Here is a 19,273-nt window from a genome sequence, read left to right as displayed (position 1 = left end):
CCCTGTTACCGCCGTGAAAGGGCGGTGTCCTAGGCCACTAGACGAACGGGACACAGGCACTCAGCTGGTTGCTGAAAGCGGGGCAAATAATACCAACTCAGATACTGAAATCAAGGATTTTCAGTTATAAATCAACGCCCTACCTTAGTATTCAGGTATTGCTAGCTTCGAAGGTCCGCTGTTCATGGCGCGAATAGAGCGTCTCCCAGCGTTCGCACTGGGGGCAGTACCACAACAGCGTGGTTGATTCGAAACCGCAGTGTGTACACTGGTACTGGTCGGATAGCCGCAGTTTAATCCGTTTCAGCGATTCAATCAGTACAGAGCGGGCTCGGTCGCCTATGTCCTGACGCTGCTCAATCCAGCGCTGCATCAGCTCAAATGACGCACCCGAATGCACAATTTGTTCAAATTCATTTTGCCATTGCAGTGCTCTGGGGTCGTGCAGGCCGACCAGGTTGAGCAATTCACTGAGAATGCGATGACTGGGATGACGCTGGTACAGGGTTTCCAGATACTTGCGGAAGGTCGCCTCCCCTCCGGTTAACCGGCTGAGGCGTTTCAGGGCCGGTAGCATGACATCAATACGTCGCACGTCCCGGTCCAGGCCATCGCGCAGCCATCGAATAGCTCGATGATAATTACCCTGAGTCGTATCCAGTTCGGCACTAACCCAATAGGTTCGGGCGCTGTCAGAGACCCGACGTGCCTCCTTGAGCGCCAGACGTGCCTCGGTTGTCTGGCCTTCATGGCTCAGCTTGATCGCCAGTTCGCAATAAAAGTTCGCCAGTCTGATACTGCCCGACCCCGCCTGGCCGTATTTACGCACCAGTTCAATCGCGCGCTCCCACTCTTGCTCACGCTCCAGCACCGCAAGCCACAATCGAAACGCCCGGGCGGAGTCCAGCATGCCATCACCGACGATCATCGTTTCGAGAATGGATTCGGCGTGACCGAGAAAGCCTCCTGAAAAGAAATCCTGAGCCAATTCTACGCGTACCCTGCTGATATCCGCTTCGGCCAGGTCTGCCTCCAGCAAGGCTTCATGCACGCGAATGGCCCGGTCGATCTGACCGCGCTTGCGAAACAATTCACCCAGTGCCAGGTGAATCTCCAGGGTATCGTCATCAACAACCAGTCGCTCCAGCAGCACATCCAACTCACGATCGGGCTGTGCCGACAGTGGCTCAAACGGATCGAGCTGGAACCGTGGACCGGACATGGGAGTAACCAGGCGTTGAAAGGCCTGTTTCAACATGGATATCATGGTTACTTCCTGACTGCCTTACGGCCTGCAAGACGTCCAAATACCAAGCCAATCAGTATTCCCAGGAAGACCGCCAGCACCAGCCACACAAACAGCGGCAACGCTGGCGTCATCCAACCCAGAAATGTCAGGGTTATGGCTTGATTGTTGCCAAAGGCCAGAAGCCAGGACAACACAACCAGTATCAGCAGAATAAGCAGTCGGAGTGATCGGGCGATCATGGTTAACGCAAGCCTCCCGGCTTAGGGATGGGTACAGAGTGCATCGCTATTCGTCTTCGATGGCGATATTAACCGATTCGCGCAATTCCTTACCCGGCTTGAAATGGGGCACATACTTACCTTCCAGGGTAACGGATTCCCCGGTTTTGGGGTTACGCCCTACTCGCGGTGACCGGTAATGCAGCGAAAAACTTCCAAACCCGCGAATTTCAATACGCTCGCCGTCAGCCAGACTTTCAGCCATGTGATCCAGCATTGTCTTGATTGCGAGCTCTACGTCTTTGACTGACAGTTGATTCTGACGATCGACGATGCGTTCGATTAACTCGGATTTGGTCATCTTCGAACCTCCCGGTCGGGTGTTCCTTTACGGTCAATATTTAGACTAATTCACCCTTTGAGATAACACAAGTGTTTATTTTTTAACGTTTTTTTACGCACCAGGGGATTCGTCGGAACAATCGGCAACCAAGCTACCCGGCCAAATACTCTCACTTCAGCCAGATTCTCTTTTTCACAGACACAAAAAAACCGGCACAAGGCCGGTTTTCTCATTCTGGATGAGTGAGCAATTAGTCGCCCTGCTCCATTTTTTGCTTGATCAGATCACCGATGGTGGTCGGACCAGAGGCTTCAACAGTCTTCTCTTTCAGGTCACGAACCGCGACTTTCTCGTCCTGGACGTCTTTCGACTTCACAGACAGAGTGATCGCACGGTTCTTACGGTCAACGCTAATGATCTTGGCTTCAACCGAGTCGCCTTCTTTCAACACGTTGCGCGCGTCTTCAACCTTATCACGCGAGATTTCAGAAGCTTTCAGAGTGCCTTCGACTTCGCCAGACAGGGTGATAATAGCGGCCTTGGCATCAACTTCCTTGACTGTACCGGTCACGATGGCGCCCTTGTCGTTTTCGCTGACGTATTCGGCAAACGGATCGCTGTCCAGTTGCTTGATGCCCAGTGAAATGCGCTCGCGCTCAGGGTCGATCGACAGAATGGTGGTTTCCAGCTCGTCACCTTTCTTGTACTTGCGTACCGCATCTTCACCGGATTCGTTCCAGCTGATGTCAGACAGGTGAACCAGGCCGTCAATGCCGCCTTCCAGACCAATGAAGATACCGAAATCGGTGATCGACTTGATCTTGCCGGAGACTTTGTCGCCCTTGTTGTAGTTATTGGAGAAGTCTTCCCATGGGTTTACAACAGTCTGTTTGATGCCCAGAGAAATACGACGACGCTCTTCATCGATGTCGAGAATCATGACTTCGATGTCGTCACCAACAGACACCACCTTGGAGGGGTGAATGTTCTTGTTGGTCCAATCCATTTCAGAAACGTGAACCAGACCTTCAACGCCTTCTTCCAGCTCGGCAAAGCAGCCGTAATCGGTCAGGTTGGTAACGCGTGCCTTAACCACAGACTCTTCCGGGTAACGGCCTTTGATGTCGACCCAGGGATCTTCACCCAGCTGCTTCAGACCCAGTGATACGCGGTTACGCTCACGGTCAAATTTCAGCACTTTAACGTCGATCTCATCACCTACCTGAACAATCTCGCTCGGGTGCTTGATGCGCTTCCACGCCATGTCGGTGATGTGCAGCAAGCCATCAACGCCGCCCAGATCTACGAAAGCGCCGTAGTCGGTCAGGTTCTTGACGATGCCCTTAACAACCTGGCCTTCCTGCAGGCTGGCCAACAGTTCTTCACGCTCGGCGCTGTTGGAAGCTTCCAGTACGGCACGACGGGAAACGACGACGTTGTTACGACGACGGTCCAGCTTGATAACCTTGAAATCCAGCTCTTTGCCTTCCAGGTGAGCGGTATCGCGCACCGGACGGATGTCGACCAGTGAACCTGGCAGGAAAGCACGTACAGAGCTGATATCGACGGTAAAGCCACCTTTGACCTTGCCGTTGATGATACCTTTGACAACTTCTTCCGCTTCGTAAGCTTTTTCCAGCTCAGACCAGGCTTCAGAACGCTTGGCTTTCTCACGCGACAGGCGTGTGTCACCAAAACCGTCTTCTACCGCTTCCAGGGCAACTTTAACTTCGTCACCCACGGCCACTTCCAGTTCACCTTCTTCGCTCAGGAACTGAGAACGAGGGATGACACCTTCAGATTTCAGGCCAGCATGTACTGTTACCCAGTCAGAGTCGATTGCAACAACAACGCCGGTAACAATGGAGCCTGGCTCCATTTCAATGGTCTTTAAGCTTTCTTCAAAAAGTTCAGCGAAAGATTCAGTCATTCGATTAAATATCCCAATGATTAACGGCCTGTGGTGTGAGGAGTGCGACTCTCTCGTAAATACAGACCTTTCCGCACGCCAGCCCGCACGGGTCAACCCAACATATCCTGGTGCCGCTTTGCTGGAACTGCGGTTCACCAGGGTCTTTGCTACTTCCAAACCGGTCCGAAAACCGGCTTAAAATAGCGGAAATTAGGAGCGCGTATTATACGGATTAAGCGCCGAGAACCAAGGGGTGAAGCCTTTTTTTTAGCTTACGCCCGGATAAATTCCGCCTAATCGCTGTAAATTCGTGATTACCACCCATTACGAGGCGTCAGCCGATCACTAGAGATTCATCAGGCCCCGGTCTGACGCCTGCTGCAAAACGCGTTCGAGTACGGATTCAATACTCAGCTCGGTAGTGTCGATGACCAGCGCATCATCGGCCGGTTTCAGTGGTGCAATGGCCCGGTTCCGGTCCCGCTCGTCACGTTCATTAATGTCTCGCAAGACTCGATCATAGTCTACGACGGAGCCGCTCTGCTCCAGCTGCAGGACTCTACGACGTGCCCGCTCGTCACTGGTGGCCGTCAGAAACACCTTCAGCGGCGCGTCGGTAAACACCACTGTACCCATATCGCGGCCATCGGCGATCAGCCCGGGCTCGGTACGAAACGCCCGCTGCCGACGCAGCAGCGCATCCCGTACCCTGGAGAATGCGGCAACACGGGAAGCATTGGAGCCCACTTCTTCGGTGCGAATCTGACGGGTAACGTCATCACCTTCCAGCAGGATAATCACACCGACATCGGCTTCCTGTCGAAAACGAATATCAAGGTGTTCGGCAATCACCGCCAGCGCCGATTCGTTATCGAAATCAACACCATGATTCATCGCCGCCAGAGCCGCAAGGCGGTACAGAGCACCGGAATCGAGGTAGTGCCAGCCCATCTGCTTGGCCAGCAAACCACTCACGGTGCCTTTTCCAACGCCACCTGGCCCATCCAGGGTGATGACGGGAGCTTTGGATAACATAGTCAATCCTCTACGGTCACCGAATAGCCGAGCGCCAGAGCATGCTCGGCAAAATCCGGGTAGGCGCCCAATACACGCCCGGAATTTCGAATAATGACAGGTCGCAGCGCCGTCTGCGCAGCGACCACAAACGCCAGTGCCACCCGGTGGTCACCGCCGCAATCAACAATACCGCCATCCAGAGGACGAGCATCTTGACCCCGAATAATGACAGCATCTCCTTTCAATTCTATGTCGGCACCCAGGGTGGTCAGTCCTTCCACCATGGTTTTCAGCCGGTCGGTTTCTTTGTAGCGCAATTCGCGAACACCACTGAAACGGGACGCACCCTTTGCCTGGGTCGCCAGTACAAAGAGCAGCGGGTACTCGTCGATAACCAGACCGGCGACATCAGCAGTACCGTCGGTCGCGACAAGCGGCGCGTAGTTTACCTGAAGATCCGCTACGGGCTCACCCCCCAGGTCACAATAATTGCTCAACTGAACACGAGCCCCCATGCGCGCCATAACATCGAGTAAGCCCAGACGAGTTGGATTAACACCTACCTGTAATACGTTCAGTTCCGACCCCGGAACCAGGCTGGCCGCCGCAATATGCACGGCAGCCAGCGAGAAATCTCCAGGAATATCGCGTTCGAACCCTGCCCATTGCCGGGCGGGCCCAAGCGTGATTACACCCTGGTCGAATTGCACCGGACAGCCCAACTCAGCCAACATTAATTCGGTATGATTCCGACTGGGACCGGCCTCCTGTAAACGCATCGAGACACCTGAACACAATCCCGCCAACAACAGCGCCGTTTTTACCTGGGCACTGGCCATCGGTAAGGAATAATCGAGCGGTTTCAGCGCCTCTGCCGGGTGAATAACAATAGGCGCGGTCTTTCGTGGTGCCAGTTCGATCCGGGCGGCCATGGCCTGCAGGGGCACCTGAATGCGGTCCATTGGCCGTTGGCTCAGGGAGGCATCCCCAATCAGCTCACTACTGAACGGCTGGGCACTGAGTACGCCTGCCATCAGACGCATAGAAGTCGCCGAATTGCCCATATAGAGCGGGCTGTCCGCTGGCTTCAGCCCTTGGCGCCCAACACCAGCGACCCGCACACAGCCTGAATCGTCAACATCAATACACACACCCAGTTTGCGCAGCGCCTCCAAAGTAGTGCGATTATCATGGCCATTACCGAAGCCCCGCAGTTCGCTCGGCCCTTCTGCAAGCGCCGCGAGAATGATTGCCCGGTGGGATATAGAACGGTCACCGGGCACCGTTACTTCGCCTTTAAGCCCGGCACGAACCGGTGCCGCGATCAGATTTTTCCGGGTATCGTCACTGTGGCGCTGGCGACTGCTCAGAATCTCGGTGAAATAGTCGCGAGCTGACTTGGCCCGCCCGAAGACCGACTTGAGCGTCGCCCCCTCCTGGTTCTCGATCGCTTCGGCCAGTACGTCCAGGTCAGCCTGGAATCGGCGTAATATGCTGAGGGTTGCGTCCCGGTTAGCCAGAAAAACATCGTGCCACATGGTCGGATCGGAGGCTGCTATACGGGTGAAATCGCGAAAACCACCGGCCGCATAGCGGAAAATCTCCCGGTTTTCGGATTCCCGGGCCAGAGTATCGACTAGCGAGAACGCTAGCAGATGCGGTAAATGGCTGGTGGCGGCAAGCACTTCGTCGTGGCGCGCCACGGACATGGTTACCACATCGGCACCAACCGATTGCCAGAGCCGGGTCAGTACTTGTACGGCCTCAGGGGACGAACTCGGTAGCGGCGTCAGAATCAATAAATGATGGTCAAACAAGTCGGACTTGGCCGCAGCCAGGCCAGACCGTTCGGCACCGGCGATGGGGTGGCCAGGTACAAACCCGGACGGCAAATCCCCCAGCACCTCACGGGCCGCTGCGACTACCGCACCTTTAACGCTACCCACATCGGAAATGACCGTATCGGCCTTGAGCCAGGGCTTTAATTGTGTCAATACCGGGCCCATGGCCAGTACCGGCACAGCCAGAATTACCACATCGAAGGGAGTAGTCAGGGTTGGAAAGGTAGCGGCTTCATCCACTATGCCCATCGACCGTGCTTTCTCGGCAACGCCCACCTGGGCGTCCAGTCCAATCACCGTGGCCACTTGCGACAGGCACAAAGCTTTGGCAAAGGAGGCGCCAATCATACCCAGGCCAACAATGAGCACTCGGGGTTTAGCAGGGGAGATTGTCACGCCTCACCCCTCCTCAACAGCATGTTGCCTGCCACTGCTGTTGCGCTATCTTTGCAGCTCATTGCGCTTCCTCTTTCTCCCTGCAGGGCGACTGAACTTTTCACCCCGAGCGCCCATTTCACACCTTGCCGACGAATTATAAAACCGCCTTGGGGTAAGACCCGAGCACCTTGACTTCAACGGCTTTTTCGCGAATTTCAGCCAGAGCGCGTTGAACATTGTCGCCGCTGATATGGCCGGAGAAGTCGATGAAGAAAACATAGGTCCAGTTGCCCGAAGGCGACGGCCGGGTCTCCAGCCTTGTCATATCGACGTTGTGATCATTGAATGGGCGCAACAGATGATACAAAGCACCCGGTTCGTTACGCATCGACACGACAATGGAGGTTTTATCTTCACCCGAGGTATCAACGTCTTCGGTTCCGATGATCAGGAACCGTGTTGAATTATCGGGTGAGTCTTCAATTTTTTGTTCGATGATGTCCAGGTCGTAAAGACTGGCTGCCATTTCACCGGCAATCGCCGCCGAATTCCACTCACCATGTACCCGGCGCGCAGCTTCAGCATTGCTGTTCACAGCAATACGTTCAGCCATGGGCATATGGGCGTCGAGCCACTTGCGGCACTGCGCCAGCGACTGCTGGTGACTGTAGATGCGTGAAATCTTGCCACGCTGGGTATTTGGTCCGACCATCAAATGGTGGTGAATGCGCAACTCGACTTCACCACAGATTTTCAGGTTCGAATTAATGAAAGTATCCAGGGTGTGATTCACCACGCCTTCGGTCGAGTTTTCGACCGGCACAACGCCATACTTGCACGCACCCGCCTCTACTTCGCGGAACACTTCATCGATAGCGGGCATCGGTTTCGACTGCACCCACTGGCCAAAATGCTTCAGGGTTGCTTGCTGGGTAAAGGTGCCTTCCGGGCCGAGGTAGGCCACTTCCAGCGGCTTTTCGAGCGCCAGGCAGGCCGACATAATTTCGCGGAACAACCGCGCCATGTCTTCATTTCCCAACGGCCCCTGGTTCCGCTCCATCACCCGGGTCAGAACCTGGGCTTCGCGCTCAGGTCGATAGAACACGGCGTTTTCCGGATCTGCCTTCAACTTCACATCGGCAACTTTTAACGCGCAATGGGCCCGGGCGGAAATGCGCTCCAGAATTTCCAGGTCGAGGCGATCAATGACCTCGCGTAACTGCGCCAGATCCAACGATTCAATTTCATCTGCCTTGGGGGGACGTTGCTCAGCCATGACGTTGCTCAAACTCCTTCATGTAAGAGACCAGTGCCTGCACACCGGCCAGCGGCATGGCATTGTAGATACTGGCACGCATACCACCGACACTGCGATGACCCTGTAAATTGTACAGACCAGCCTTATGCGCTCCGGCTAAAAACGATTCGTTCAATCGCTCATCCGCCAGAATAAAGGGCACATTCATGCGTGAACGATGCGCGATCGAAATCGGGTTCGAATAAAATGCGCTATCGTCTATCACCCGATACAGCAGGCCGGACTTCTCGGCATTTAACCGCTCAAACGCCTCAACACCGCCATTGCTCTCCAGCCATTCGAACACCAGATCCGCCAGATAAATGGCAAAGGTCGGTGGCGTATTAACCATTGAACCGTTCTCGGCCTGGGCCTGGTAGTCCAGCAGCGACGGCGTACCCGGCAAAGCGTTACCCAAGAGTGAACGACGCACAACAACCAGCGTCAGGCCCGCCGGGCCAATGTTTTTCTGGGCACCGGCATAGATCAGGTCGAAGTCGTTTACATTGATGGTTTTCGACAAAATACAGGAAGACATGTCCGCGACCAGTGGCACAGGACCCGAGTCCGGTACGTAATCAAATTCCACGCCGCCAATGGTTTCGTTGGGCGTATAATGCAGGTAGGCGGCATTAGAGCTCGCTGAAAACTCATCGGCGCGAACGGCCCGCAGGTAGTTCTCATTTTTTGTCGACGCCAACACCCGTGCTTCACCGTAACGGGCGGCTTCCTTGATTGCCTTGACCGACCAGGTGCCGGTATCAAGAAATTCAGCAGCGCCACCGCGGCCCATCAGGTTCATGGGTACACAGGAAAACTGCAACGTTGCACCACCCTGAACAAAGAGCACGGCGAAGTCGTCTGAAATACCCAGCAACCGGCGCAACCGGGATTCCGCCGACCCCAGAACACTGACGAACTCGTCGGACCGGTGCGACAGCTCCATCACCGACATACCGGTGCCCTGCCACTCCATCATTTCCTGTTGTGCCCGCTGCATAACAGCATCGGGCAACATCGCAGGCCCAGAACAAAAATTGTATCCCCGGGTCATCGCTCGTGTTCCTGGTCTGGTTGATCAAGCCGCCGTATCTTACGGCGGCGTTATTCCGTGTTGCTATTGGTTATCGGGATCCTGATCGTCTGCTTCGTCATCAGCGTCGGGATCACTGGCATCACTGCCATCCGGCTCGCCTGGCGATGCAGCAACGATTTCCGAGTCTGGTGTCTCGGCGACATCCAGTACCGACTCGTCTTCGGCAGGCTCTTCAATGCGTTCGATACTGACCAGATGTTCGTCGTCGGCCAGGCGAATCAGGGTAACCCCCTGAGTATTACGACTGAGCACAGAAATACCCTCAACAGAGGTACGGACCAGTGTCCCCTGATCACTGATCAGCATGACCTCATCGCCGTCAAAGACCTGCTTCGCGCCTACCAGAGCACCATTACGCTCACTGGTCACCATGGCGATCACGCCCTGAGTACCGCGCCCTTTGGTCGGGAATTCGCTGATGTCAGTACGCTTGCCATAACCTCGTTCAGAAGCCGTTATAATGGTGCCACCGGCCTGCGGGATAATCAGTGAAATCACCGACTGACCGGCTCCAAGACGAATACCACGAACACCGCGCGCGGTACGCCCCATGGCACGGACGTGATCTTCGCTGAACCGAACCACTTTGCCTGCGTCGGAAAGCAGCATCACTTCTTTCTTGCCGTCGGTCAGTGCCACACCGACCAGGCGGTCACCCTCGTCCAGCGACAGGGCAATCAACCCAGCTGAACGCGGACGGGAGAACGAATCCAGCGTGGTCTTTTTAACTGTACCGCTGGCCGTCGCCATAAAGATGAAGTGATCGGCATCGTAATTGCGAATCGGCAGAATGGCGGTTACTCGCTCGTCGGCCTCCAATGGCAACAAATTCACCATTGGTCGGCCACGGGCGTTGCGGCTGGCCTGCGGAATTTCGAACACACGCAGCCAGTACACCTTGCCTCTGTTGCTGAAACACAGCACCGTGTCGTGTGTGTTGGCGACCAGCAAATGCTCAATAAAGTCATCGTCTTTCAACGCCGAAGCCGAACGCCCTTTACCACCGCGACGCTGCGCTTCGTAATCGGTCAGCGGCTGTGTTTTGGCATAACCACCGTGGGAGATGGTAACCACCATGTCCTCTTCGGTGATCAGGTCTTCCATCGACAAATCGAGACGGCTGGCGATGATCTCGGATTTCCGCTCATCACCGTACTGGGCTTTCACTTCCAGCAATTCTTCGTGAATTACTTCCATCAGGCGCTCGTAGCTGTCGAGAATGCGCAGCAATTCGCCGATGGTATCGATAATCTGCTTGTACTCGCCAATGAGCTTGTCGTGTTCCAGACCGGTCAGCTTCTGCAGCCGCATGTCGAGAATTTGCTGGGCCTGTTCGGGAGACAACTGGTAGCGGTTGTCATGCACACCGAATTGCTCGTCGAGGTCTTCCGGGCGGGAAATATCGGACCCGGCCCGTTCCAGCATGGCCGATACTTCACCCAGCTCCCAGCTTTGTGAAAGCATCCGCTCTTTGGCTTCCGCGCCGGTGGCAGAACCGCGAATCAGTTCGATCATCCGGTCAATGTTGGCCAGCGCAATCGCCAGGCCTTCCAGAATATGGCCGCGCTGCCGTGCTTTGCGCAGTTCAAAAATCGTCCGGCGGGTCACCACTTCACGGCGGTGACGAATAAAGGCTTCCAGCAGCTCTTTCAGGTTCAGAATGCGCGGCTGGCCGTCGACCAGTGCCACAGTATTGATGCCGAATACCGTTTCCAGCTGCGTCTGGGCGTACAGATTGTTCAGCACTACATCGCCGGACTCACCGCGCTTCATGTCGATGGCAATGCGCAGGCCGTCTTTGTCGGACTCGTCACGCAGTTCTGAAATGCCTTCGATCTTCTTCTCTTTAACCAGGTCGGCGATCTTCTCGATCAGCCGGGCTTTGTTCACCTGGTAGGGAATTTCATGAACGATGATGCTCTCGCGGCTGGTTTTCGGATCGACCACCACCTCGGCACGCGCGCGGATATAAATGCGGCCACGGCCAGTACGGTAAGCCTCGACGATGCCTTTGCGACCGTTGATGATGGCCCCGGTCGGGAAATCCGGCCCGGTGATGTATTGCATCAGGTCATCGACCGTCAGCTCCGGGTTTTCCATCAGCGCCAGGCAGCCCGCAATCACTTCACTGATGTTATGCGGCGGGATATTGGTGGCCATACCGACCGCAATGCCCGAAGAACCGTTGATCAGCAGGTTCGGCACGCGGGTAGGCAGTACTTCCGGGATCATCTCGGTGCCGTCGTAGTTCTCAACAAAATCGACGGTTTCTTTATCCAGATCAGCCAGCAGATCGTGCGCCAGCCGCTCCATCCGGATTTCGGTGTAACGCATGGCCGCGGCTGAGTCGCCGTCGACGGAACCGAAGTTACCCTGGCCATCGACCAGGGTGTAGCGCATGGCAAAATCCTGCGCCATCCGCACGATGGTGTCGTAGACGGCCGAATCACCGTGGGGGTGATACTTACCGATGACATCACCGACCACACGGGCGGATTTTTTATAGGGTTTGTTCCAGTCATTGCCCAGCACGCTCATGGCAAAGAGCACCCGGCGGTGCACTGGTTTCAGGCCATCGCGTACATCGGGCAATGCCCGCCCGACAATCACGCTCATGGCGTAGTCGAGGTAAGACTGTTTCAGTTCCTCTTCGATATTAACGTTGAGGATTTCTTTGGCTAGCTCACCCATGCGGTACCGTATCCTTTATGTTCAGTCAGTCGCTCTGCTGCGGCCTGAAGCCGGCGCCTGAGCGGCGTAAAACAGGGCGAAATCATACCACAAATCAATGAGATAGATAGCCATCAGCCCGGCAGCGACGCCCTCTGTCAGCCCCGGCTCAAGGTCGATTGACAGGCAGCTGTCACCGAGCCACCGGGTTCGCACTGGTGATCGGACGCCCAAGCCACTAGAATGCCGGATTAATTTGACTCATCAGACAGGTCCCGGTCGCCTCGCGCACCACGCCCCAGGCAAACTCACCTGCTCATCCGAGTCGCAAACACATCGAAAACCGCTATACAGGCAGGCCTTCATGCAAACAGTCGACACGCTCATCCACGCTCGCTGGATCATTCCCGTCAACCCGGCCCGCGACGTTCTGGTCGAACACAGTCTGGCAGTAAAGGACGGTAAAATAGCCGCCATACTCCCGACCGATGAAGCAAAAGCCCAGTACCAGGCCACGGAAACTCTGGACATGGGTGAGCAAGCGCTGATCCCCGGCTTTGTAAACGCCCACGGCCACGCCGCCATGTCGCTGTTTCGGGGCCTGGGCGACGACCTGGAGCTGATGACCTGGCTTAATGACCATATCTGGCCAGCCGAAGGCGCCTGGGTGGGCGAAGACTTTGTCGGCGACGGCACTGAACTTGCCATCGCCGAGATGATTCGCTCTGGTACTACAACCTTTGCCGACAACTACTTTTTCCCGGATTCGGCCGCCCAGCGTGTCGAAAAAGCCGGTGTACGTGCCCAGTTCTCATTTTCAGTCATCGACTTCCCGACCAACTGGGCCAAGACACCCGATGAACACATTGACCTCGGCATGGAACTGGTTGCCAAGTATAAAGACAGCACTCACGTTAAAATGATGTTCGGCCCTCATGCACCTTATACCTGCTCGGACGAACCGCTGACCCGCATCCGCGATCTGGCCAAAGAACACCAGCTGATGATTCAGATGCACGTGCACGAAACACAGACTGAAGTCGACGGTGAAATCGAGAAACGCGGCAATCGCCCAGTCCGTCGCCTGCGGGAATTGGGCTTGCTGACTGATCAGTTTCAGGCCGTGCACATGACCGCCCTGAACGAAGACGACATCAACGACATCTTTGAGACCGGTGCGCACATCATTCATTGCCCGGAATCGAACCTGAAACTGGCCAGTGGTTTTTGCCCGGTGGATGCCTTGCAGAAACGCGGCGTTAATGTGGCTCTGGGCACCGACGGTGCGGCCAGCAACAACGACCTCGACATGATGAGCGAAATGCGCACCGCCGCTATTCTGGCCAAGGCGGTCAGCCAAGACGCCACCGCCCTGCCCGCCTATGAAGCCCTGGCCATGGCAACCCTGAATGGCGCCAAGGCCATGGGTTGGGATCAGCAGATCGGCAGCCTCGAAGTCGGCAAAGAAGCGGACATCAGCGCCATTCGCCTGGATGACCTGGAAAGCCAGCCAATTTACGACCCGGTGTCACACATTGTGTATGCCTCCAGCCGAGATCAGGTGACGAACGTCTGGGTCAGTGGCAAACGCCTGCTCAAAGATCGTGAGCTGACGACACTCGATAAGGCCGCTATTATGGCAAACGCCCGGCAGTGGCGTGATCGGATTGCCGCCGGCAAATAAGCCGCTTCGCCCGCACCGCATGCCACCTCATGCAGTGCGGGTGCCGCGCACGCGCTCATCCCGCCGGATGGCACCCGCAACCAGACGCAGGAATAACCGTGACACACAATGTTGACCCGTCCGAAATTGCCAAATTTGAAGCCCTTGCCAGCCGCTGGTGGGATCCGGATTCAGAGTTCAAACCACTGCATGCGATGAACCCGGTACGCGCCGGTTACATCGATAAACACCTGAACATCGCCGGCAAAACGGTACTCGATATTGGCTGTGGCGGTGGCATTCTGACCGAAGCCCTCGCCCATCGCGGTGCCCGTGTCACCGGCATCGACATGACCGATGCGCCGCTAAAGGTCGCGCGCCTGCATGCGCTCGACAGTGGCCTGGAAGGCATCGAATACCGCCAAATGACCGCCGAGGCCCTGGCCGACGAGGCACCCGGCCAGTTCGATGTGATCACCTGCATGGAAATGCTGGAACACGTACCCGACCCTACCTCAGTGATCGCTGCCATTCAGCGCCTGCTCAAACCCGGAGGTCACGCTTTCTTTTCCACCATCAACCGCAACCCCAAGGCCTGGTTGATGGCCATTGTTGGCGCAGAATATGTACTGCGCCTGCTACCCAAAGGCACTCATGACTATAAAAAGCTGATCCGGCCGTCTGAACTGAAGCGCTGGGCCGAGCAGAATGATCTGAAAACACTCGATCTGCGCGGCATTCATTACAACCCGATCAGCAACCGTTTCAGCCTGAACACTGATGTGTCGGTCAATTACCTGATGACCTGCCGTAAAACGGACGCCTCATGACCGCTGGCAAAGGTCTGCTGTTCGATCTGGACGGTACCCTGCTCGATTCGGCCCCAGCCTTTATGACCGCTATGGATGCGTATTCCGATGACGTCGGCTTGCCGCGGCTGACCGAGCACCGCGAGCATTTCGCCTCGGCCGGTGCCCGGGCAGCGATTCGCCAGATTCATCAAATGACGCCGGAGCATCCTCTGTTCCATCAGCGCAGAGCTCATTTTCTGGCCTTGTTTCTAGACACCCCGGTAACGCTGAACACCTGGTACCCCGGCATTAAAGACTGGTTGCTGGAACTGGACCAGAAAGGTGTTCCCTGGGGGATTGTCACCAACAAGCCAAGACCACATACCGAAAAAGTGCTCGCTGCCTTGTTGGATGATGTGCAGCCGCCAGCCCTGGTGTGTCAGGGCGACCTGCCGACCATCAAGCCCGACCCGGCCATGCTCTGGTCCGCCAGCGACCAGCTAGGCCTGGCACCCGAGCAATGCCTCTACGCGGGCGATCACGAACGCGATGTTCAGGCTGGCCAGGCCGCTAGAATGCATACTCTGGCCTGCACCTTCGGCTATTTGCACGATGACGACCAGCCTGACCAATGGGGTGCTCACGGCCTGGTCCGAACGCCCATCGAACTGAAACGCACAGCGACTCAATGGCTGACCCAGATATGACTCATCCCAAACCAAGCAAAGTTCTTGCCCGCACAGACCTGACGCTGGATAAGCTGCACCAGGCTCAGACCGCCGATGCGCTCGCCGGACAGGTGATCATCGTAACCGGCGCCGGTGAGGGCATTGGCAAAGCCGCCGCCCTGGATTTTGCCAGCGCGGGCGCCCATGTCGTTCTGATTGGCCGCACCCAGGAAAAACTCGAAGCGGTTTACGACCAGATCGAAGCCAATACTCAGACCGAGCCGATCATTCTGCCTCTGGATCTGAACGAACTGACCCTCGAAGCCGCTCAGGAACTGGCCCACGGTATCGAGCAAACCTACGGCCGGCTCGATGGTGTGCTGCTCAATGCATCGGTACTGGGTGATAAAATGTCCATCGCCCAATACCCGCCCAAGGTCTGGAACACGGTGCTGAACGTGAATCTGAACAGTACCTTCTATCTCACCCAGGCCTTGCTGCCGTTACTCGAAGCAAGCCCGAATGGTCGTATTGTCTACACCACCTCCAGCGTCGGTCGCGAGGGCCGCGCCTACTGGGGAGCCTATGCGGTGTCCAAATTCGCCACCGAAGGTCTGATGCAAACGCTGGCGGATGAGCTGCAAAACATTTCCCGGGTACGGGTGCATTGCATTAACCCAGGCGGTACCCGCACCGGCATGCGTGCCAAAGCCTACCCCGGCGAAGACCCGCAGACCGTACCAGCGCCAGAAGTACACATGCCGCTGTACCGGTATTTGCTCAGCCCACTCAGCCAGGGCTTTAACGGCGTATCCTGGGACGCCCGGGATTACCTGACCCAGTAGACCCGATCCGCGTCCGCCGAGCCTGAGCAAGGTGGACGCGACAAAAACCCGCCACCATGGACAATGTGCCCTCTGCAGACCAATTAAAAGACTTTCGGTTACACCTGATGATGCACCTGCAAACGTCACTGGACCGGGTTATTTGCGCCGAATTGCCCCACTTTTACGACGCGGTGCCGCTACCGACCGGCGTGTACGCTGATTAGCAACCTTGCGTCGGTTCGGATCGTTCTTACCCTGCACAATCGATTTCCAGGGTGCCGGTTCCAGCTCAACCAGGCGAGCCAGTTTATCGATTTCGCTTTTCGGCAGTTCCTTCCAGGTGCCGGCGCGGACATCGGAATCCAGAAACACCGAACCGTAGCGGACCCGTTTCAGACGAGAGACTTTAAGATCCTGACTTTCCCAGAGTCGACGTACCTCGCGGTTACGCCCTTCCATAATGACCACATGAAACCAGGTATTGGCGCCGCTGCCGCCAAACTCCTGGATGTCGGTAAAGCGCGCCGGTCCATCTTCCAGTTCAACCCCTTCGTGCATCCGCTGAACATGCTCGGGCTTAACCTCACCGAGTACCCGAACCGCGTATTCGCGATCGACCTGGCTGGACGGGTGCATCAGACGGTTGGCCAACTCACCATCATTGGTAAACACCAGCAAGCCGGAGGTATTCAGGTCGAGACGCCCGACCACGATCCAGCGCTCGCCAGGTAACTCGGGCAGGCGATCAAACACCGTAGGGCGGCCGTCCGGGTCACGCCGGGTGCACACCTCGCCCTCGGGCTTGTTGTAGACCAGGACCCGTCGGGCGCGAATATCCTCGACCTTGACCGGTCGGCCATCCAGTTCCAGGGTGTCGCTTAAACCCACCCGATCACCCAGGGTTACGGCTTCGCCATTTACCTTCACCCGGCCTTCTTCAATCGCTTTTTCCATATCACGGCGAGATCCCTTACCGGCCTTGGCCAGTACTTTCTGAATGCGTTCAGTGCTCATTATCATCGTCTCCGCCCGGCTGGTCGCTCTCACGACCGTCCAGCAAGGCTTGTTGTTGCGCCAGTTTTTCCTGAATGATACGCCATTGTTCAGCTTCGCTGAGCGCATCGTGTTCGTTACTTGATTGCTGTGGTTGATTCTGCTGATGTGGCTCTGCGGAATCCTGATCTTCCGGCGCCGCATCGCCGCTTGCCTGAGCATCGGCATCCGAATCACCGGCCTCCGACGCAGCCTCTTGCGAGACCTCGTCGGCGTCGGACAGATCCAGATCCGGGTGGTTATGCCCGGCTCTTTGTGCCTCAAAGGCCTGTTCGATGGCGTCGTTGACCGCGTCCATTTCTGTTAACTCATCGTCGAGCTGCTCATCAATAAAGGTATTGCCGGTCTTGCCGCTGCGCTCGCCTTCGCGCAATTTATCGACCATGGTGCTGAAACTGATTTCCGCCTGGTCATCCACCGCCCCGACTGACCGATCGTCGTCACCTTCCAGACTCAGTTGCGGGTTGATGTCGTCGAGATCCCGAATTTCACCCAGGCTAGGTAGCTGATCCAGACTGGTCAGCCCGAAATGGTCGAGGAACTGACGCGTAGTGGCGTACATGGCCGGGCGCCCGGGAACATCCCGATGCCCGACCACACGCACCCATTCACGCTCGAGCAGTGTCCGCACAATCTGAGTACTGACCGACACGCCGCGCACGTCTTCGATTTCACTGCGAGTAATCGGTTGGCGGTAGGCAATCAGGGCGATGGTTTCCAGCAGGGCCCGTGAATACCGCTGCGGTCGTTCGTCCCACAAACGACTGACCCAGGCTCCAATGGTTTGGCGGGTCTGAAAGCGATACCCGCTGGCCACTTCAACCAACTCAACACCACCACCCTGGTAATCTGCCAGCAGCTCCGTCATCAGCGATCGCAACGAACTGCGGTGCGGGCGCTCGTAGGTTTCAAACAGAGCCGCTATCTGCGCGATGGACAACGCAGTGCCTGCGGCAAACAACGCCCCTTCCATAATCTGTTTCACCGCTTCCGGCGAATGGCCGCCGTAGGGGTCGCCTGATTCGATGGCCGGATCGGACTCATCGTCTTCGAGTTCCAGGGTCTCCGCATCGTCGCTGGCGTGCTTTCCAAGTTGCTGATCGTCGTGAGCGGCCGGATCGGAATCCGGCTGGACGACGGCTTCTGAGGAGAGTGAGCCCTCATCGGCCTCACCTGAGTCCGAAACCGGATTCACCGACGGGTCGGCTTCACCGGGCGTGGAGTCTGGCGTTTCCGAAGGGCTGGTTTGATCGTCGTTTGCATCCATCATTCACTGCGAGCCTTGATGTGGATAGGCGCAAAGGCCTCATTCTGAACCAGGTCGATCAGGGATTCTTTGGTGAGCTCCATGATCGCCAAAAAAGTAACTACCACGCCCAGGCGCCCTTCAGAGGCGTCAAACAGCGTGATAAAGGGCACAAAGGCGGTGCCGTTTAATTTTTCCAGCACGTCGGCCATGCGCTGCCGGGTAGACAGTGTCTCCCGGTGGATTTCATGCTCTTCAAACATGTCGGCCCGCGCCAACACGTCTTTTAGCGCCAGCAGAACCTCACGCATATCAACATCGGGGTGAATGCGCGGGCGCTGGTAATCGGGTTGGTGCTCATCTGTGGTGAACAAATCGCGACCCACCCGAGGCATTTCATCCAGGTTTTCAGCCGCCGCTTTAAACTGCTCGTATTCCTGCAACCGGCGAATCAGTTCAGCCCTGGGGTCTTCCTCTTCCGCGTCCTCGGCCTCGCTGGAGCGCGGCAATAACATCCGGCTCTTGATCTCAGCCAGCATGGCGGCCATCACCAGGTATTCAGCTGCCAGCTCAAGCTGCATGCTGTGCATCAGCTCTACATACTGCATGTACTGTTCGGTGATCTGAAAGACGTTGATGTTAAGAATATCGAGATTCTGCTTTTTGATCAGATAAAGCAGCAGATCGAGCGGGCCTTCAAAGGCATCCAGAAAGACTTCCAGGGCATCGGGCGGAATGTACAGATCCATGGGAATCTGCGTCATCGCTTCGCCGTCGATGACGGCAAAGGGCATTTCCGTCTGTTCCGACTGGGCGCGCTCACGCAGGCGCTGCAAAGCCCGCTCTTTGGGCGTGACACCCACTTCCACTACTGGCGCTTCCGAGGGAGTAAACAATGCGCCGGGGGCTATTGGCCCCACCTCGGCCGTCGCCTCGCTTTCGGTGTCAGTCGGATCAGTCATAGCATGCTGCCACTCTGAGTTGGAATGTGCCCTGTCCGATCA

General features: G+C 56.5%; 16 protein-coding genes. 4 read left to right on the top strand and 12 right to left on the bottom strand.

The window, feature by feature from the left end:
• Positions 1 to 151: 151 nt before the first annotated feature.
• The 9 genes from WEB54_RS07810 to gyrA form a co-directional block, all read right to left on the bottom strand.
• Entirely contained in the window at positions 152 to 1,267 is a 1,116-nt protein-coding gene (locus WEB54_RS07810) for a hypothetical protein (RefSeq protein WP_368054782.1), read from the bottom strand.
• Positions 1,268 to 1,269: 2 nt separating this feature from the next.
• On the bottom strand, positions 1,270 to 1,488 hold the full coding sequence (locus tag WEB54_RS07805; protein ID WP_368054780.1) for a hypothetical protein: 219 nt from the start codon (positions 1,486 to 1,488) through the stop codon (positions 1,270 to 1,272).
• Between the two features lie 46 nt (positions 1,489 to 1,534).
• Complete coding sequence (gene ihfB / locus WEB54_RS07800) at positions 1,535 to 1,828, bottom strand: integration host factor subunit beta (RefSeq protein WP_368054778.1); 294 nt, start codon at positions 1,826 to 1,828, stop codon at positions 1,535 to 1,537.
• Between the two features lie 232 nt (positions 1,829 to 2,060).
• The gene (gene rpsA / locus WEB54_RS07795) at positions 2,061 to 3,740 is read right to left on the bottom strand and encodes a 30S ribosomal protein S1 (RefSeq protein WP_127555207.1); all 1,680 of its coding nucleotides are present in this window, start codon (positions 3,738 to 3,740) and stop codon (positions 2,061 to 2,063) included.
• A gap of 327 nt (positions 3,741 to 4,067) precedes the next feature.
• Positions 4,068 to 4,757 carry a (d)CMP kinase gene (cmk, locus tag WEB54_RS07790; RefSeq protein ID WP_368054776.1) on the bottom strand — a complete coding sequence of 230 codons (690 nt, stop codon included), beginning with the start codon at positions 4,755 to 4,757 and terminating at the stop codon, positions 4,068 to 4,070.
• 2 nt (positions 4,758 to 4,759) lie between these two features.
• The gene (aroA, locus tag WEB54_RS07785; protein ID WP_368054774.1) at positions 4,760 to 6,976 is read right to left on the bottom strand and encodes a 3-phosphoshikimate 1-carboxyvinyltransferase; all 2,217 of its coding nucleotides are present in this window, start codon (positions 6,974 to 6,976) and stop codon (positions 4,760 to 4,762) included.
• 136 nt (positions 6,977 to 7,112) lie between these two features.
• Positions 7,113 to 8,234: a prephenate dehydratase gene (gene pheA / locus WEB54_RS07780; protein WP_368054772.1), complete on the bottom strand. Its 1,122-nt coding sequence runs from the start codon at positions 8,232 to 8,234 to the stop codon at positions 7,113 to 7,115.
• Entirely contained in the window at positions 8,227 to 9,309 is a 1,083-nt protein-coding gene (serC, locus tag WEB54_RS07775; protein ID WP_368054771.1) for a 3-phosphoserine/phosphohydroxythreonine transaminase, read from the bottom strand. Before serC ends, pheA begins: the two co-directional genes overlap by 8 nt.
• Positions 9,310 to 9,372: 63 nt before the next feature.
• Positions 9,373 to 12,042, bottom strand: coding sequence for a DNA gyrase subunit A (gene gyrA / locus WEB54_RS07770; protein WP_368054769.1), 2,670 nt, complete (start codon positions 12,040 to 12,042; stop codon positions 9,373 to 9,375).
• A 343-nt stretch (positions 12,043 to 12,385) separates the two neighbouring features.
• Between gyrA and WEB54_RS07765 the strand changes: the two genes are divergently transcribed.
• The 4 genes from WEB54_RS07765 (at position 12,386) to WEB54_RS07750 (ending at position 15,988) form a co-directional block, all read left to right on the top strand.
• A complete protein-coding gene (locus WEB54_RS07765; protein WP_368054767.1) occupies positions 12,386 to 13,705 on the top strand; it encodes a TRZ/ATZ family hydrolase in 1,320 nt (439 codons plus the stop codon).
• Positions 13,706 to 13,803: 98 nt separating this feature from the next.
• A complete protein-coding gene (gene ubiG, locus WEB54_RS07760) occupies positions 13,804 to 14,514 on the top strand; it encodes a bifunctional 2-polyprenyl-6-hydroxyphenol methylase/3-demethylubiquinol 3-O-methyltransferase UbiG (RefSeq protein WP_368054765.1) in 711 nt (236 codons plus the stop codon).
• Entirely contained in the window at positions 14,511 to 15,182 is a 672-nt protein-coding gene (locus tag WEB54_RS07755; RefSeq protein WP_368054764.1) for an HAD family hydrolase, read from the top strand. The genes ubiG and WEB54_RS07755 overlap by 4 nt, the downstream gene beginning before the upstream one ends.
• Positions 15,179 to 15,988, top strand: coding sequence for a YciK family oxidoreductase (locus WEB54_RS07750; protein WP_368054762.1), 810 nt, complete (start codon positions 15,179 to 15,181; stop codon positions 15,986 to 15,988). The genes WEB54_RS07755 and WEB54_RS07750 overlap by 4 nt, the downstream gene beginning before the upstream one ends.
• Positions 15,989 to 16,126: 138 nt before the next feature.
• Here the strand turns inward: WEB54_RS07750 and rluB are convergent, their stop codons facing one another.
• Genes rluB through WEB54_RS07735 form a run of 3 tightly spaced genes read right to left on the bottom strand, consistent with a single transcriptional unit; the run spans position 16,127 to position 19,231 of the window.
• Complete coding sequence (gene rluB / locus WEB54_RS07745) at positions 16,127 to 16,990, bottom strand: 23S rRNA pseudouridine(2605) synthase RluB (RefSeq protein WP_368054760.1); 864 nt, start codon at positions 16,988 to 16,990, stop codon at positions 16,127 to 16,129.
• Positions 16,974 to 18,293: an SMC-Scp complex subunit ScpB gene (scpB, locus tag WEB54_RS07740; RefSeq protein ID WP_368054758.1), complete on the bottom strand. Its 1,320-nt coding sequence runs from the start codon at positions 18,291 to 18,293 to the stop codon at positions 16,974 to 16,976. Before scpB ends, rluB begins: the two co-directional genes overlap by 17 nt.
• The gene (locus tag WEB54_RS07735; protein WP_368054756.1) at positions 18,290 to 19,231 is read right to left on the bottom strand and encodes a ScpA family protein; all 942 of its coding nucleotides are present in this window, start codon (positions 19,229 to 19,231) and stop codon (positions 18,290 to 18,292) included. The genes scpB and WEB54_RS07735 overlap by 4 nt, the downstream gene beginning before the upstream one ends.
• Positions 19,232 to 19,273: the final 42 nt, after the last annotated feature.

Origin of the sequence: Saccharospirillum sp. (assembly GCF_040881935.1) — a bacterium.
In the GTDB taxonomy this organism is placed as follows: domain Bacteria; phylum Pseudomonadota; class Gammaproteobacteria; order Pseudomonadales; family Natronospirillaceae; genus Saccharospirillum.
This window is presented reverse-complemented; position numbering and strand designations above follow the sequence as displayed.